This window comes from Streptomyces sp. HUAS TT7, from assembly GCF_051550175.1.
Lineage (GTDB): Bacteria > Actinomycetota > Actinomycetes > Streptomycetales > Streptomycetaceae > Streptomyces.
Genome location: NZ_CP196175.1, coordinates 8,159,034 through 8,174,579, shown reverse-complemented (window position 1 = coordinate 8,174,579; position 15,546 = coordinate 8,159,034). Strand labels below are relative to the sequence as shown.

Here is a 15,546-nt window from a genome sequence, read left to right as displayed (position 1 = left end):
TCGTGCGCCGGTGCCCCACAGCCGCGCTCCAACTACCTTGCCGAGCAAGGTGATTGACCGTGGCGACGTACGGGGGCGGGCATCGGACGCCCGTAGCGGTGAGGGTTCCCGGTGGGTCGCCGGGAACCCCTCACCGGACGGGGGTGGGAGCCGGGCAGTCGGGGACGGAAGGGCGGTCCTTGGTGCGCACGGCGGGCAGCCAGGCGGTGGGCCGGCCGGAGCCCCGCGGGAGCCGGACGCGGTACCACTCGGCCGAGTGCGTGCCGGCCTCGTCGATGATCTGCATGCCTGCGGCGAGCCGGCAGTCGACGGCGAGTTCGTCGCCGTGCCACACGCGGGTCGGCACGACGTTGTCGACGGTGTAGGGCCGCATCGGGTCGATGGCGAGCCCGAGGCTGCACTGCGCGTCCTGGTCGGTACGGCCCCGGCAGCTCTGGTCGGCGTTGAACACCCGGATCCGGCCGGGCGGTTCGGCGGTCGTGGCGCCGGAAGCGGCGTCGCCCTCGATGTGCGGCCAGATCGTGGCGCCCACCGCGCACACCGCGAGGGTGACGAAGGCGGCCCGTCTTCGTCCGCGCCGGCGTACCGCGGGCCGCCCGGACGGCACCGGGGCGTCCGTCTCGGCGGGCTGTCGGTCGGCGATGCGCGCGAGCAGGCTCTCAGCGGTGTGCTCGGCACGGGCTGTGTGCGTCGGGGCCAGGCAGTCCGCGGCAAGGGTCCGCCAGAACGGCGGCACCGCGCCGTCCAGGCGCAGCGGCGCCCGCCCGTCGGCGTACTCCTGTGTCGCGGCGCCGCGCGCCATGGGAGTGGCGCCGGGGAACGGCGAGGCGCCGGAGGCGAACAGCTCGTGGATCGTGATGCCCAGGGCCCAGATGTCGGCGCTCGGCCGGACTTCGACGCCCTGCTCGCCGAGCGGCGCCTTCCAGCGCTCGGGAGGCAGGTAGTCGAAGGTGCCCATCGGGGGTGCGTACCCATGGGTGCCGTGGGTGCCGGTCAGCTCGGTGACGAGCCCGAAGTCCGAGAGCTTCACCGAACCGTCCGCCATGAGCAGGATGTTGTCCGGTTTGAGGTCGCCGTGCACCCATCCGCTGCGGTGCAGATGGGCCAGGCCCTCACAGATCTCGGTGACGAGCCGGGCCCCTTCGGCCTCGCTCACCCCGGCATCGAGCAGATCCCGCAGACTGCGCTCTGCCCGCTCCATGACCAGCACGATCGCGCCGTCCAGGAGCGGGTCGCCGGGTTCGCCGAGGACGACGGTGTCCAGCAGGCGGATGAGCCTCGGATGCGAGGACCGGCGGCCGAACTCGACCTCCCTCCCGGCGGTTTCGGCCACCTTGCGGGCCTGGCGCGGTGCGAGCCCGGCGGTCGGCAGCACCTTGAGCGCGACGGCCTCCCGCTCATCCGCGTCACCCTCAACCGCCCTTCCCGCATGGACGGTTGCCCAGCCCCCGGCGCCGATCGGCTCGGTGACCTCCCAGCGGCCCACCCGGTAGCCGGGCGGCAGGAGTTCCGTACGGTCAGTTCCCGAAGTGTCGGCCGGACGGTGCACCGTGTCCCCCTCCCCTCCGCCGGCCGTCACGGTGTGCGGGTAGGCGCCTCATCCCGCCGTCCCCCGCTCCTGCGCGGCGTCCCCGGTCCGGGGCGGCAGCAGCGCGAGGTGTTCCTCCCGTACGAGACCGAAGCGCAGCACGAGCCCGACGATCGCCTCCCGTTTGCCGTTGCGGCGGGCTTCCCTGCGGGGCCCGGACTCGGCGGGTGCGCCGATCCGCATCTTCTCGTCCGCGAGGTAGTCGATGTGCGAGCTGACCGCCCGCGCCGTGAGCCGGGCGCACGCGGGGTGTCCCCTCAGCCGTTCGACGATCTGGGGCGTGGTCGGCACCGCGACGGGTGACTCGTCGCGCAGCCGCGGTTCGCAGAGCGCGACGAGGATCAGGAAGTAGAGGGCTGTCTCGTCCAGGGAGTACGCCGTGACGGTGCGGCTTCCCCACGGGCCGCCCACGCCGTCCGGGTCGAGGTAGACGTGGTCGGGCGCGAACACCTGGAAGGAGACCGTGGTGTTGCGGCGGGTGGGCAGCACGACCCGGGAGAACTCGAAGGGGATGGGCGCTCCGGCCCGCCGCGGCGGCACCCGCAGATACTCCCCAGCCCCTTCCGGGTTTTCGACGAGATAGCTCTGCGTCGTACTGAGGTTGCTGAGCTGCCAGTGGTCGTCCGTCACCCGGATCTCGCCCGCGAGCCGGGAGATCGCCTCGTCGTCGAGGCGGAGTTCGACCGGGGTCGTCGCGGAGCCCCGCCCGAAGCGTGCCACCTCGCCCGGTCCGAGCCGCAGCGTCACGGCGTCACCGGACGGCTCACCCGCGACCTCACCGCGCCCATGCGGCACATGGATCACTACCCCACTCACTGCCCCCTCCTCGCCCCCGCGTCACCGAACCTCACTCAGATCGAACGTTACACATCCTGACGATCGGTCAACTCCTGGGATCTGGCCGATTCCGTACGCTCCGAGGAGGGGTGATTCATGGCGGTCCAGCCGGATTCCGAAGGGAGTCCACGATGGCTTCCGTCGGCTTCCGCCGCAGGTCGGCGGCGGGCTCCCGCTCCCCGGCCATTTGTCAGTCCGTAGCGTTCCGGGTGCCCCCGTCGGGCGTATGCGGCTACCGTCCACCCCGGCTCGATCTCAAGGCATCGCAAAGGAATCTCACAGGGATCGCACAGCAATCCCGAGGGGGAGGAACGCCACGTGCTTCACGGTCTTTCCCGGCGCGCGCTGCGCTTCGCGCTCGCCACGGCCGCCGCCGTACTGCCGTCGCTGGTGACCGCGTCCCCGGCCGCCGCCCAGGCCGCAGGATTCGCCGGATCGTGCCCCACCACCGGCTTCGTGTCCCAGCGCTACAGCGACTCCCACGACGGCATCGACATCGCCGACGCGTACGGGACACCGATCTACGCCGTCGGCGACGGCGAGGTCATCAACTCCGGCCCGGCGCAGGGCTACGGCCAGTGGGTCCGCATTCTGCATCCGGACGGCACGGTGACCGAGTACGGGCACATGTACCAGCGGGACGTCGCCGTCGGTGACCATGTGGTGGCCGGCCAGCGCATCGCGCTCATGGGCAGTGAGGGCGAGTCCAGTGGCCCACACCTCCACCTGCGGGTGCGCATCGGCACCTCGACCGACATCCGCGGCATCGACCCTATCCCCTACCTCGAAGAACGCGGCGTGGGACTGCCGTGCACCCCTGGCAGCGGGCCCCGGCCCACACCGTTGGTGTATCCGGTCGAATCCGGGCGGATGATCTCGACGCGCTCGGCCGACGGACGGCTCGAAGCGTTCGCCGCCGGGGCCGACGGGGTGCATCATGCGTGGCAGTCACAGGTGAACGGCGCCTGGTCGGAGTGGGAGGCCCTGGGCGGGCCGGGCAACGCGGAACTCGCGCTCGCGCCCAACGCCGACGGGCGTTTGGAAGTGTTCGCGCTCAACGGTGACGTACTCCAGCACCGCTACCAGACGTCTCCGTCCGGCGGCTGGTCGGGATGGGAGAGCTTCGGCACCGGTGGGCGTTACGTCACCGCCGGAGCCAACGCCGATGGACGGCTTGAGGTGTTCGCCTCCGGCCCGTCCGGGGTGTTCCACAGGTACCAGACCGCTCCCAACAGCGGGTGGTCCGCATGGGAGCCCACGGGCGGCGGACCGAGCGCCGCCCGTATCAAGATGGAGAAGGCCCCCGACGGCCGCCTCGAAGTCTTCGCACTCAACGACAACACCTTCCAGCACCAGTACCAGACCGCCGTCAACGGCGGGTGGTCGGCCTGGGGGGGGCTTCGGAGGCGGAGGGCACGGCCTGACGGTCGACCACAACGCCGACGGGCGTCTGGAGGTGTTCGCCTCCGGCCCGGCGGGCGTCTTCCACAAGTACCAGACGGGGAGCGCCAGTTGGTCGGAGTGGGAGCCCGCGGCAGGGCCCGCGAACTCCCAGCTCACCAGCGACCGCACCCCCGACGGCCGGGTCGAGGTGTTCGCCATCAACAGCGACGTGGCCATGCACACCTGGCAGACCGGAGTCAACGCCCGCTACAGAGACTGGTCCGCCTTCGGCGGTGGTGGCACCGAGATCGCGGCCACCACCAACGCGGACGGCCGGATCGAGGTGTTCGGCACCAGCCGCGAGGGGGTCCACCACAAGTGGCAGACGGGCTTCAGCACATGGTCCGAATGGTCCTGGCTCGCGGGCGGTCCCGGTCCTGGGGTGAGTTGAGACTCACCCGAAAAAGCGCCTCGCGCGGACAGCAGAGCCGGTGTCAGACTGCCCAAATGATCGAGGATCTTCCCGCAGGCCTCAGCGCCCGCCGCCCTGCCTGTGCCGACCACCTCCGCGTGCTCGCCGTCCTTGACACCTGGTGGGGCGGCGTCAAGGGGGCAGCAGGGGCGGCGGAACGCGCGCTGCTTCTGCCGCGGCTGTACTTCCAGCACTTCACCACCACCAGTTTTCTGGTCGAACGTGCCGACGGCGAGGTCGCGGCCTTCCTGGTCGGCTTCCTGTCGCAGACAGAGCCCGAAACCGCCTATGTGCACTTCGTCGGCGTGAACCCGGCCCTGCACGGACAGGGCATCGGACGCACCCTTTACCAGGCCTTCTTCGCACTCGCCCGGTCACAGGGCCGCCGCTACGTGCACTGCGTCACCAGCCCGGAGAACACCGCGTCACAGGCGTTCCACACCCGGCTCGGCTTCTCGGCCTCGGAGGTGAAGCCGGACTACGACGGGCCCGGACTCGACCGGGTGGCGTTCACCATCGACCTGGACAGGCATCCGTCAGCAGCCCACTGACGCACGGGAGGGGCCCTGGTGGACCACGCGTGAATCGCGGATGCTCGTGGACATGTCCGACAACCATGAGGAGCGGCCATGAACATCCCCGGTCCCGAGCCCCGTACGGACGAGGGGGTCGGCGCCATCGCGGCGGCGGGCGGGCTGCACAACTACCAGCGGTGGCTGCACGCCGAGTACGGGCCCGTCGTACGGTTCCAGCTCCCGGGCGCGGAGACGGCCGTGTCGGTCGCCGATCCCGTACTCCTGGAGGCCACGGCTCACATCAACAAGCGGCCGGAGCGGCTCTTCGACTTCCTGGCCCCGCTGTTCGAGGCGGGGAACCTGCAGGTGCTGCCTGCCGACGAGCACGCCCCGTTACGGCGCCTGCTCCTTTCGGTGCTGGCCGGACGCCCGTCTCATGAGCGGCACTTCGCGCGGTTCACCGAGCTGACGACAGCGCTCGCGGACCGCTGGACCGAGCAGGCCGGCCAGGAGCCCGTCGCACTGCAGAAGGACCTCACCACGCTGACGCTGCGGATGATCTGCGCGTACGCGCTGGGAGGCGACGCCGAGGACCCGGACGCCGTCATCGCCGCGTTCGAGGAAGTGCTCACCGAATACCTGGGGCGGCTCTACGAGGTGCCGGCCCCGGATGCCGGGGAGGAGGGCGCCAAGCGGGCGGCGGAGGCTCTCGCCTATCTCCGGGCGACGGTCGACCGCATCGTCGCGGCACACGATTCCGGCGACGGCAGGGACAGGAGCGACCTGATCGAGGCGCTCATCAAGGCGGGCGAACGGCCCGCTCGGATCCGCGACACCGTCATGATGTCGCTCCTCGCCGCGCACCACACCACGGGCGTGGCCGTCTCCTGGACCCTGCATCTGCTGGGCAGCCATCCCGAGGTGGCCGACCGCGTCGCCGATGAGCTGGACCGCGTACTCGGTGACCGCCCGGCGCCCGAGTACGCCGACCTACGACGGCTCACCTATCTGGACATGGTCCTCAAGGAGTCGATGCGGCTCTATCCGCCCGGCCCGTACGGTGCGCGCGAGACGACCGAGGCCATCGCCCTGGGCGAGTACGAGATCCCGGCCGGGGCGACGGTGTTCTATCCGTTCTGGGCCGTGCACATGAACCCCGACTACTGGCCCGAGCCCGAGAAGTTCGTGCCCGAGCGGTTCACCCCCCAGGAGACGGCCAAGCGGCCGAGGCTGGCCCATATCCCCTTCGGTATCGGGCCGCGCAGCTGCGAGGGCGCCGGCCTGGCCGTGATCGAGGCCCAACTGGTCCTTGCCGTCCTGCTCAAGCGCTTCCGGTTCCGGCCCGTGCCCGGACACGACGTGACTCCGATCGAGCGGTTCGTGCTGTGGGCGGCGGACGACATCCGCATGACCGTGAGCCCGCGCCGCTGACCGAGGACAGGGGTGGTGAAGCGGGACGCCGAGCGGGACGCCACTCCACCACCCCCAGCGACGGGCGGGCGGACGGGCTCAGACCAGCACGTTCTCGATCAGGTCGGCTGCGCGTCGGGTGCCACCCTCGGACCGTGCGTCGGCGCGCAGCTGCGCCGAGCGCCGGGCGACCTCCGGGTCGGTGGCCAGGTCCTTGAGAGCTGCCCGCAGGGCCTCGGCGGTGGCGTCCGGGGTGTCGATGCGGCGGGCCACGCCCAGTTCCACGAGCCGGTCGGCGTTCATGGGCTGTTCGGCCCCCTGCGGCACGGCGATCATCGGCACACCTGACATGAGTCCTTCGCTGCAGCCGCCCATACCCGCGTGCGTGACGAAGGCATCCGCCTGCTCCAGGATCGCCCGCTGCGGGACCCAGGAGTGCACCTCGACGTTGGACGGGATGTCGCCGAGTTCGCGGGGGTCGGTGTGCTTGCCGATCTGGAGGACGACGTGCCAGCCCGGCAGGTCGCCGTAGGCCGCGAGGCACTGCCGGTAGAACTCGGGCTGACGGGTGAACGCCGACCCCAGGGACACGAGGAGCACATGCTCCGCATCCACCGGACGGGCCCAACCATCCATCTCCGAACGCGGGTCGAAGCAGGGCCCGACGAAGGTCACCGTGTCGGTGTCGACCCGGTCGGCGTGCGGCTGCATGGCCCGCGTGATCAGCGCCAGAGCCCGCGAGGGCCGACCGGAGAAGTCGTCCACGTCGGTGGTGGACGCCCCACAACCGGCCAGCCACCGCGCGAACTTGGCCTGGTACGCATCGGCGCCCGGCAGCTTCCGCAGGTGCACCGCGACATCCTGCTCGTAGCCGTCCCACGCCACGAACGTCGGGGAGAGCTGCATGAGAGGCCGCCCTTGCGACTCCGCGAGCGCACGCGCGGCGTAGGCGCCGATGTCGTACAGATACAGGTCCGCCGGGTCCCGGTCGTACGCGGCGCGCAACTGCGGGAGCGCCTGCATGGCGTCGTCGAGGAAGAGCCCCATCGCGGCGAAGGGTTCGTCGGGCCAGTTGTGGTCGCCGACCGGCAGCACGGAGGTGCAGGGAACGAATGCGGCGCCGGTGGGTGTGATCAGCTCGGCCACGGCCGGGTCGTTGGCGTAGGTCACCCGGTGACCCCGGGCCACCAGCTCGCGGATGATCTCAAGACTGGGCAGGACGTGGCTGACGGCGGGGATGCCGACCATCGCGATGTGGGCACGGCGAGGGAACACGGAAGGCACGGAGGATCACTCATTTCAGGTCTACGGCGAGAAGGACACGGCAAGCCGGCGCGTAGGCCTCGCCCGGGAGACTCGGGGTCGCAGGCGCGCACGCACACGGTGTGCGGGAGGAAAGCGGGACGCTTTCCCGACGTGTGTCAGCCGTAGAGCTGGAAGAGGTTCATGCCCGCGACCCTAACCCGCCGCCGGGCTTCCGGCACCTCAATTACCGTCGACCATCGCAGGGAGACGCCCCGCCGGGGCCGATGCGCCGCTCAGTACAGGAACTCCCCAGACCCGCCTACGGGTTGGGACTCTTCGGAGCAGCGGCTTCCAGCTCGGCGACGCTCCCGGACATGATCGTCCGTACGTGCTCGGTGATGTGCTCCGCGGTCCAGTCCCACCAGGCCACGGCAAGCAGCCGGGCGATGTCCTGCTCGCTGTAGCGGGTACGGATGAGGCGGGCGGGGTTGCCGCCGACGATTCCGTAGTCGGGTACGTCCGTAGTGACCACGGCGCCGGAGCCGATGATCGCGCCGTGCCCGATCCGTACACCGGGCATGACCGTCGTGCCGTGCCCGAACCAGACGTCGTTGCCGACGACGGTGTCCCCTCGGTTCGGCAGACCGGTGAGCAGATCGAAGTGCTCGGCCCAGGAGCCGCCCATGGTGGGGAAGGGGAAGGTCGAGGGGCCGTCCATGCGGTGGTTGGCCCCGTTCATGATGAACCGCACCCCCGTGCCCAGCGCACAGAACTTCCCGATGACCAGCTTCTCGGGCCCGTAGTGGTAGAGCACATTGCGCGTCTCGAAGGCGGTCGCATCGACCGGATCGTCATAGTAGGAGTACTCCCCGACCTCGATGAGCGGGGACTTCACCAGCGGCTTGAGCAGCACCACGCGCGGCTGCCCAGGCATCGGGTGAAGAACGGTGGGGTCGGCGGGTACGGGCATCGCGAGTGGTTCCTTCCGGGCCGCGCATGTTCGCTGTCCGCTCCATGATCGCGGTGCTGCGCTTCGCAGGACACCGATTTTCGCCTGGGCCGTCCGCCCATCCACTCAGGAACCCGCTTACGGTGGAAACCGGGTGATTGCCCGGCCGGAGCACGCTCATCAAACAGGGTCTCCCCGACACCGCGGGTGCGGTGCCGGGGAGACCCCTTGTTGCTCGGGTACGCCCGACGTCCAGCTGTTCGCAGCTCTTTTGACGGAACGTCAACGGACTACGCAGCCGAAGCCGCCGCCGGTGGCCGGGAGGCCGCCCTGGCCGGGCTGGTAGGTGGTGATCGCGGCGTTCGAGCCACCGGCGGTCATGTTGGACAGCGGGAGGGCGTAGACCGTGCCGTAGCTGCCCGGACCATACGGCATGCCGAGGTAGAGGTGGGTGCCGGTGTAGTGGATGCTCTGGCCGACGCCACCAACTGGCTCAGCACCGGTACCGGTTTCGCCTCCGCCGGAATCGGCCTCGCCGGCCCGGTCGCGCCCCGGCCGATGCCGGCGGGTGCGGGACGGACCACGGCAGAATCCCCAGCACGGAGATCACCGAGCGCGAGCTCAACCGGGCGATCCTCCTTTGCGCGGCGCTCCGTGGCGAGGGCGACCCCTGATGCGGATCACCCTGCACGCGGTGCTCGCCGAGGGCCGACCTGGGGCACTGGTCGGACTCCCCGACGTTGCCACTGCGTTAGGGTGCACCGGATGGACAACACCTGGCAGCACTCAACGGCGACTCAGTCGCTGTACTTTCACCCCGACTATCTCGACGCGGTACGGACCGAGCGGAAAACGACCACGGTGCGTTTCCGCGATCCCGTGGAGACAGGCCCAGTGAGCCTGGTGTTCGAGTTGGACGACGAGGTGGCATTGCCGGGTGTCATCACACAGGTCACCGTGAAGACCGTTGCCCAGTTGAGCGAGACGGACGCCCGCGCGGACGGTTTTCATGATCTTGCCGAGCTCCACGACAGGCTGCGGTTCCACTACCCCGACATCGGGCCGACCGACGACATCACCATCGTTCACTTCCGGTTGGCGAAACGGAACGCCTGACGCCGGGCATCAACGGGAGAGCCCACCCGCGTGATCACACTGCTGCGGGCGCGGACAGCCCCCGCGGTGTCACTTACAAGGTTCCGTACAGGACCGATCCCGACCCAAGCCATGGCTCGCGTCATCACCATGTCGAGGCAAGACACCCCCGCCCAGGAGGCAGTCGCACGTCGGTCGAGCCGGTTCCCGAGGGATACAGCACCGTGACGCCGTGGATCATTTCGCGGGACACCCCGCAGCTCATCGACTACCTGAAGAGGGCCTTCGGCGCGGTGGAACTCGCGTGCCTCGTCGGCACGGACGGGGCCGTCGAGCACGCGGAGGTGCGGATCGGTGAATCGGTGGTGATGATGTTCGACGCCCGTCCGGAGTGGCCGCCGACCCCTGCCTTCCTGCGCCTGTACGTCGAGGAAGCCGACGCCGTGCACCGTCAGGCCGTTGCGGCCGGGGGTACTTCGGTCACCGAGGTCACCCATCTGTCCTTCGGCGACCGGGTCGGGCGGGTGCACGATCCGCTGGGCAACCTGTACTGGATCCAGACCCATGTGGAGGACGTGAGCCCGCAGGAGATGCAACGCCGCCTCGGCGCACCGGAGTTCACCAAGGCCATGGAGTACGTCCAGAGCGCCGACTTCTTCCCCGGCCGGGAATCCGACCTCGGCTGACGCCTCAGATCGTCACCGCGGACACCACCCGCCCCTCCGCACCCCGCGCCGCGGCCCGTAGGCTGCGAGGCCGTGGCGCTCACCCAGGTCACCTCGTCAGCACCCGACCTGACTGCCGGCCCATGCGGGCCGGTCGAGCTGCTCCCTGCCGTGACCTGTACCGGCACATTCCACTCCACGCCGAGGTGTAGAGAGCCCACGGCTGAACGGAAGCGTGCCCGCGCGCCACCACCCGGGGGCCACCCTCGCCCCGCACTCCGACGCCCTCACAACCGGACATAGCGCCGCGGAAACCGGCTTAAAACCGCCTAAACCATAAGTTTATTGGCTATTCCGCCGGGGAGTGATCACTCGTTCTCAACAATGCTCGCCGTGGTGACACCCGCAACAGCGCCACCTCGGCCAAATCCCTCAGCCACGTCATCGGGACAGGAGCCCCACACATGCTTCCCTCCATGCCACGTCAGGACCGCGAGCGATTCCTCGCCGAACCACGCGTCGGTGTCCTCGGCGTCACCGACTCCCGGGGCGGCGACCGGGCGCCCCTGATCGTGCCGGTGTGGTACGGGTACGAGCCCGGGGGCGAGGTGGTCGTCGGTACGAACCGGGAGAACATCAAGTCGCGCCTCCTGCGCACCGCAGCGCGCTTCAGCCTCTGCGTGCAGGACGAGCATCGGCCGTACCGGTACGTCAGCGTCGAGGGGCCGGTCACGGCGGTCGAGGACCCGATACCCCCGGCCGTGCGCGAAGCACTGGCCCATCGCTACCTCGACCCCGAGGAGGCCCGCGCGTATCTGACGGCCACCTCCGCCCAGCTCACGGACGACATCCTCTTCCGCATGCGCCCCGAACGCTGGCGCAGCGCCGACTTCGCCGCGTTCGCGGCCGACTTCGCCGAGGAAGGGGCGGGTGGCAACACCGGCTGAGCATCTTCCACCCCGAGATTCCCGCGCCCGCTGCGCAAGCGCGGCGCACGAAAGCCGTTCGACCGAGAAGGACTTGATGAACCACACCGATGTTCCGTTAGCCCCGTCACGCCCGTTGTCCGTCCCTCCGCGCCCGGCGGCCGGCACGCCCGTCACCGGCTACCCGCGGGACAGTGTCATCCCAGAGCTGTTCGAGGCGCAGGCCGCGGCCCGGCCGGACGCCCCGGCGGCACGGCACGGAGAGCGCGTCGTGACGTACGGTCAACTGGACGCCCACGCCGATGACTTGGCGGCGCGCCTCGCTGCGCACGGCGTCCGCCCCGGTGAGCTGATAGGCGTGTGCGGCAACCGCTCGCTTGAGGCGCTGGTGGCGATGCTCGGCATCCTCAAGGCGGGCTGCGCGTACGTCCCGCTCGACGAGGATCTTCCGTCGGCCCGGCTGCGGGCCATGGCCGAGGACGCGGGGCTCAGCGCCGCGGTCACCCTGCCGGGCAGTACGCGCCGTGTGCGCGGTCTACGCGCGTCGGTCGAGGTCGGTCCGGTCGGCCGACCCGCCAACGGACTCACCCGGCGGGTCGCCCGCACGCGGACCGGCTCCGCGACGGACTGCGCCTACGTGGCCTTCACCTCCGGCACGACCGGCCGCCCCAAACCCGTCGCCGTACCCCACCGCGGCGTGGTGCGCCTCGTCCTCTCCGAGCCCCAACTGCCCCCGCCCGGGCCGGGGGACGCGGTGTTGCACGGGTACGGCCTGTCCTCCGACGCCTCGACCATCGAGATCTGGGGCGCGCTGCTCACCGGCGCCTGCCTGGTCCTGGCCGACCGCGAGGAACTGCTCTCCCCCGCCGCGCTGGAACGGCTCTTCCACGCGGCCGGCGTCACCGTGGCGTATCTGACGACCAGCGTGTTCCACCTCGTCGCCCGGACCCGCCCCGAGGCGCTGGCCTCGCTGCGCTTCGTCTCCGCGGGCGGGGAGGCGATGGACCCGCGCCTCACGAACGCCGTCCTCGCGGCCTGCCCCGACACGACGGTGGTCAACTTCTACGGCCCGACCGAGAACGCCGTGGTCTCCACCGCGCACGTGCTGAGCCCTCTGCCCGAGGACGCCGCGAGCGTCCCCCTCGGCCGCCCCTTCGGCGCCTCCACCTGCCATGTCCTGCGGGCCGACGGCTCGGTCGCGGGGCCCGGCGAGGAAGGCGAGTTGTACGTCGGCGGGGACGGCCTTGCCCTCGGCTACCTCGGCGATCCGCCGCTCACCGCCGAACGGTTCGTCGCACTGCCCGCCGTCGAGCCGGGCGGCCTTCTGTACCGGACCGGCGACCGGGCCGTGCAGACCGCCGACGGGCTTCTTGAATACCGCGGCCGCCTCGACCGCCAGGTCAAGCTGCGTGGCGTGCGTATCGAACTCGACGAGGTGGAGGCCCGATTACGGGCCCACCCCGAGGTCGGCGAGGCCGTCGTCGAGGCCGGTTCCGGTGCCCTGACCGCCTACGTCACCGCCGTCACACCCGGGAGCCCCCTGCCCCTGGCCGCCCTGCGCACGTACTGCGCCCAGTGGCTGCCCCCGCAGGCCGTTCCCGCCCTCGTACCCATGGACCACTTCCCGGTGACCAGCGGCGGCAAGATCGACCGCACCCGTCTGAAGTCCGCCACACCGCCGTCCGGCAGCGGCACGGAGGGCGGGCCGAAGGTCGAGGGGCTGCTCGACGTCCTCACCGAGGTGTGGCAGCAGGTGCTGCGCGTACGCCCGCTGCCCCAGGACGACTTCTTCCTCCTCGGTGGCGACTCCCTGCTCGCCTCCGAGGTCGTCACCCGCGCCCTCGCCGTGCTCAACCTCGACGCCGCGCTCGGCTCGACCCTGATCCGGGCCCTGCTGGCCACCCCGACACTGGAGGGCTTCACCGCCGCCGTACGCGACGCCCGGAGCGGGTTCGGCCGGGCGGCCGGTCCGGAGCCCGTCGTCGACTTCGTGGGCGAGACCGAACTCGGCTTCGCGCTGCCGCCCGCCGAAGGCCCGGCCCCGCGCCCGCAGGACCCCAAGGACGTACTGCTCACGGGAGCGTCCGGGTTCGTCGGCGCGTTCCTGCTGCACCGTCTGCTGCGCGCGACGGGCGCCCGCGTCCACTGCCCCGTGCGGGCGACGAGCCCGGCACACGCCGAGCAGCGAGTGCGTACCACGCTCGCCCGCTACGGGCTGCGCCTCGACGAGGCCGAGTGGCGGCGCGTGGAATGCTTCCCCGGCGACCTGACCCAGCCGGGGCTGGGTCTTTCGACCACACACACCGCCGAGCTGGCCCGCCGCCTCGACCTTGTCGTGCACAACGGCGCGAGGGTCAACTTCCTTTACCCGTATGAGCAGTTGCGCCCGGCGAACGTCGACGGAACCCGGGAGGTCATACGCATCGCGGCGCCTCGCCGCGTGCCGGTGCACTTCGTCTCGACCGTCGCCGTCGTCGCCGGATTCGGCACCGCAGGGGTCCGCGAGGTCGCCGAGGACCTGCCGCCTGCCCACGCCGACGGGCTCACCATGGGCTACGCGGAGAGCAAGTGGGTCGCCGAAGGCGTGCTGCGGCGGGCGGCCGAACAGGGGCTGCCGGTGGCCGTGTACCGGCCGTACGAGGTGACGGGCGACCGGGTGCACGGCTCCTGCAACACCGAGACGGCGATCTGCTCACTGTTCAAGACGATCGCCGAAACGGGTCTGGCACCCGACATCGAGCTGCCGATGGACTTCGTCCCCGTCGACCACCTCGCCGAGTCGGTGGTCCACATCGCCACCCATCAGCAGGCGGACGGCCGGGTCTACCACCTCACCAACCCCCGCCCGGCGATGCTGTCGGACGTCCTCGACCGGATGCGCGCGACGGGAATCACCCTGCGCACGCTGCCGTACACCCAGTGGGTCGGCGAACTGGTGCGGTACGTCGCCGAGAACCCGACCAGCGCCACGGCACCCTTCGTTTCCCTGTGCGTGGACCGCAGCCGCAACGCCGACATGTCCGTCAAGGAGATGTACCTGAAGGGCACCTTCCCGGTCCTGGGCCGGAGCAACGCCGAGGAGGCGCTGGCCGGCAGCGGACTTCACTGCCCGCCGGTCGACTCCGCGCTGCTGGACCGGTACCTGGAGTACTTCTTCGCCTCCGGCTACATCGCACGCCCCGCACACCCGCCGGGCCTTGGCACGCCGCGCGCCGCCGCGGCGGAATCGGAGCACGCCGCATGAGCCGTCCCGAAGCCCTCATCCCCGTCCCGGACGTCGAACCCGGTACCGCAGGACCACCCTGCGCGTACGCCCGGCTGCGCGCCGAACAGCCCGTCGTCCAGGCCCAGTTACCCAACGGCGAGACCGGCTGGCTGATCAGCCGCTACGAGGACGCACGCGCCGCGTTCGCCGACCCCCGGCTGGTCCGGCCGCTCCTTTCGGCCTGGCCGCCCCGCGAGGGGGCCGACGCCCCGCCGCCCGCTCTGCCGACCTTCCTGGAGATGACCGGCGAGCACCACGAGCGCGTGCGCCGCGCGGTCCTGCCGATGTTCGGGCGGCGGCAACTGGAGTTCATGCGGCCCCGGATCCGGGCGATGGCCGAAGAACTCGTCGACGCGATGGTGGCCGGGGCAGCGGACGGCAAGCCGGCCGATCTCGTCGCCTCCTACGCCGAGCCGCTGCCGCTGCGTGTGCTGTGCGAGACCGTCGGCCTGCCGTACGAGGACCGCGAGGTCTACCTTCCGCACACCCTCGCGCTCCTGGGCGCGTCCGGGCTCTCGATGGAGGAGGTGCTCGCGGCGCTGTACGCCCTCCAGGACTACGCCGACCACCTCATCTCCCGCCGGGAGAAGGACGCCTACGGCGAGGACTACATCGGGTTGCTCCTGACGGAGGCACACCGCCCCGGGGGCCGGCTGACCCGGGACGATGTCGTCAGCTTCGTCGTCACCATGCTCATGGCCGGCTACAAGACCAACATCCAGCACACCGGCAACGCCCTGCTCGCGCTGCTCACCCACCCTGAGCAGCTGGACAAGCTGCGCGGGGCGCCCGAGGGGATCGGCACCGCGGTGGAGGAACTGCTGCGGTACGTGCCGCTGATGAACGCCATCAACATCCTTGTCGCGACGGAGGACCTCACCCTGCACGGGCAGGAGATCCGCGCCGGTGACGCGGTCGTCCCGGTACCCGCGTCCGCCAACCGCGACCCGGAGCAGTTCGCCGATGCCGACCGCCTCGACCTCGCCCGCACCCCCAACGCGCACATCGCCTTCGGGCACGGCCCGCACTCCTGCATGGGCGGGCACCTGACCCGTCTCCAACTCGCCACCGCCATCGAGGTATTGCTCGAACGGCTTCCCGGCATCGAGCTCGCCGTGCCCGCGGCGACCATCCCCTGGGACGAGTCCACCCCGCTGCGCGCCCCGGCCGTGCTGCCCGTGCGCTGGTGACACCCC

Annotated in this window: 12 protein-coding genes and 1 pseudogene; 8 read left to right on the top strand and 5 right to left on the bottom strand. The window is 70.9% G+C overall.

The window, feature by feature from the left end:
- Positions 1 to 130 precede the first annotated feature (130 nt).
- Together ACSHXC_RS37120 and ACSHXC_RS37115 are read right to left on the bottom strand one after the other, a co-directional pair.
- Positions 131 to 1,549: a serine/threonine-protein kinase gene (locus ACSHXC_RS37120; protein ID WP_438295729.1), complete on the bottom strand. Its 1,419-nt coding sequence runs from the start codon at positions 1,547 to 1,549 to the stop codon at positions 131 to 133.
- Positions 1,550 to 1,597: 48 nt separating this feature from the next.
- Complete coding sequence (locus tag ACSHXC_RS37115) at positions 1,598 to 2,404, bottom strand: serine/threonine protein kinase (RefSeq protein ID WP_438295728.1); 807 nt, start codon at positions 2,402 to 2,404, stop codon at positions 1,598 to 1,600.
- A 339-nt stretch (positions 2,405 to 2,743) separates the two neighbouring features.
- Here ACSHXC_RS37115 and ACSHXC_RS37110 point away from each other — a divergent pair.
- The 3 genes and pseudogenes from ACSHXC_RS37110 (at position 2,744) to ACSHXC_RS37100 (ending at position 6,226) form a co-directional block, all read left to right on the top strand.
- Positions 2,744 to 4,259, top strand: a pseudogene (locus ACSHXC_RS37110) (peptidoglycan DD-metalloendopeptidase family protein).
- Between the two features lie 56 nt (positions 4,260 to 4,315).
- The gene (locus ACSHXC_RS37105) at positions 4,316 to 4,831 is read left to right on the top strand and encodes an N-acetyltransferase family protein (RefSeq protein ID WP_438295727.1); all 516 of its coding nucleotides are present in this window, start codon (positions 4,316 to 4,318) and stop codon (positions 4,829 to 4,831) included.
- 78 nt (positions 4,832 to 4,909) lie between these two features.
- Positions 4,910 to 6,226 (top strand): cytochrome P450, encoded by a 1,317-nt coding sequence (locus ACSHXC_RS37100; protein WP_438295726.1) that lies wholly within the window; start codon positions 4,910 to 4,912, stop codon positions 6,224 to 6,226.
- Between the two features lie 78 nt (positions 6,227 to 6,304).
- Here ACSHXC_RS37100 and ACSHXC_RS37095 read toward each other — a convergent pair whose 3' ends face one another.
- The 3 genes from ACSHXC_RS37095 to ACSHXC_RS37085 form a co-directional block, all read right to left on the bottom strand.
- Entirely contained in the window at positions 6,305 to 7,453 is a 1,149-nt protein-coding gene (locus tag ACSHXC_RS37095; protein WP_438297054.1) for a macrolide family glycosyltransferase, read from the bottom strand.
- A 316-nt stretch (positions 7,454 to 7,769) separates the two neighbouring features.
- A complete protein-coding gene (locus ACSHXC_RS37090; protein ID WP_438295725.1) occupies positions 7,770 to 8,420 on the bottom strand; it encodes a CatB-related O-acetyltransferase in 651 nt (216 codons plus the stop codon).
- A 261-nt stretch (positions 8,421 to 8,681) separates the two neighbouring features.
- On the bottom strand, positions 8,682 to 8,834 hold the full coding sequence (locus ACSHXC_RS37085; protein ID WP_438295724.1) for a hypothetical protein: 153 nt from the start codon (positions 8,832 to 8,834) through the stop codon (positions 8,682 to 8,684).
- A gap of 330 nt (positions 8,835 to 9,164) precedes the next feature.
- Here ACSHXC_RS37085 and ACSHXC_RS37080 point away from each other — a divergent pair, with 330 nt between their 5' ends.
- The 5 genes from ACSHXC_RS37080 to ACSHXC_RS37060 all read left to right on the top strand — a co-directional run bounded on the left by ACSHXC_RS37080 (position 9,165) and on the right by ACSHXC_RS37060 (position 15,540).
- Positions 9,165 to 9,515 carry an ASCH domain-containing protein gene (locus tag ACSHXC_RS37080; protein WP_438295723.1) on the top strand — a complete coding sequence of 117 codons (351 nt, stop codon included), beginning with the start codon at positions 9,165 to 9,167 and terminating at the stop codon, positions 9,513 to 9,515.
- A 203-nt stretch (positions 9,516 to 9,718) separates the two neighbouring features.
- Complete coding sequence (locus tag ACSHXC_RS37075) at positions 9,719 to 10,180, top strand: VOC family protein (RefSeq protein ID WP_438295722.1); 462 nt, start codon at positions 9,719 to 9,721, stop codon at positions 10,178 to 10,180.
- 455 nt (positions 10,181 to 10,635) lie between these two features.
- A complete protein-coding gene (locus ACSHXC_RS37070) occupies positions 10,636 to 11,106 on the top strand; it encodes a pyridoxamine 5'-phosphate oxidase family protein (protein WP_438295721.1) in 471 nt (156 codons plus the stop codon).
- A gap of 115 nt (positions 11,107 to 11,221) precedes the next feature.
- Entirely contained in the window at positions 11,222 to 14,329 is a 3,108-nt protein-coding gene (locus ACSHXC_RS37065) for an amino acid adenylation domain-containing protein (protein WP_438295720.1), read from the top strand.
- The gene (locus ACSHXC_RS37060; protein ID WP_438295719.1) at positions 14,326 to 15,540 is read left to right on the top strand and encodes a cytochrome P450 family protein; all 1,215 of its coding nucleotides are present in this window, start codon (positions 14,326 to 14,328) and stop codon (positions 15,538 to 15,540) included. The genes ACSHXC_RS37065 and ACSHXC_RS37060 overlap by 4 nt, the downstream gene beginning before the upstream one ends.
- Positions 15,541 to 15,546: the final 6 nt, after the last annotated feature.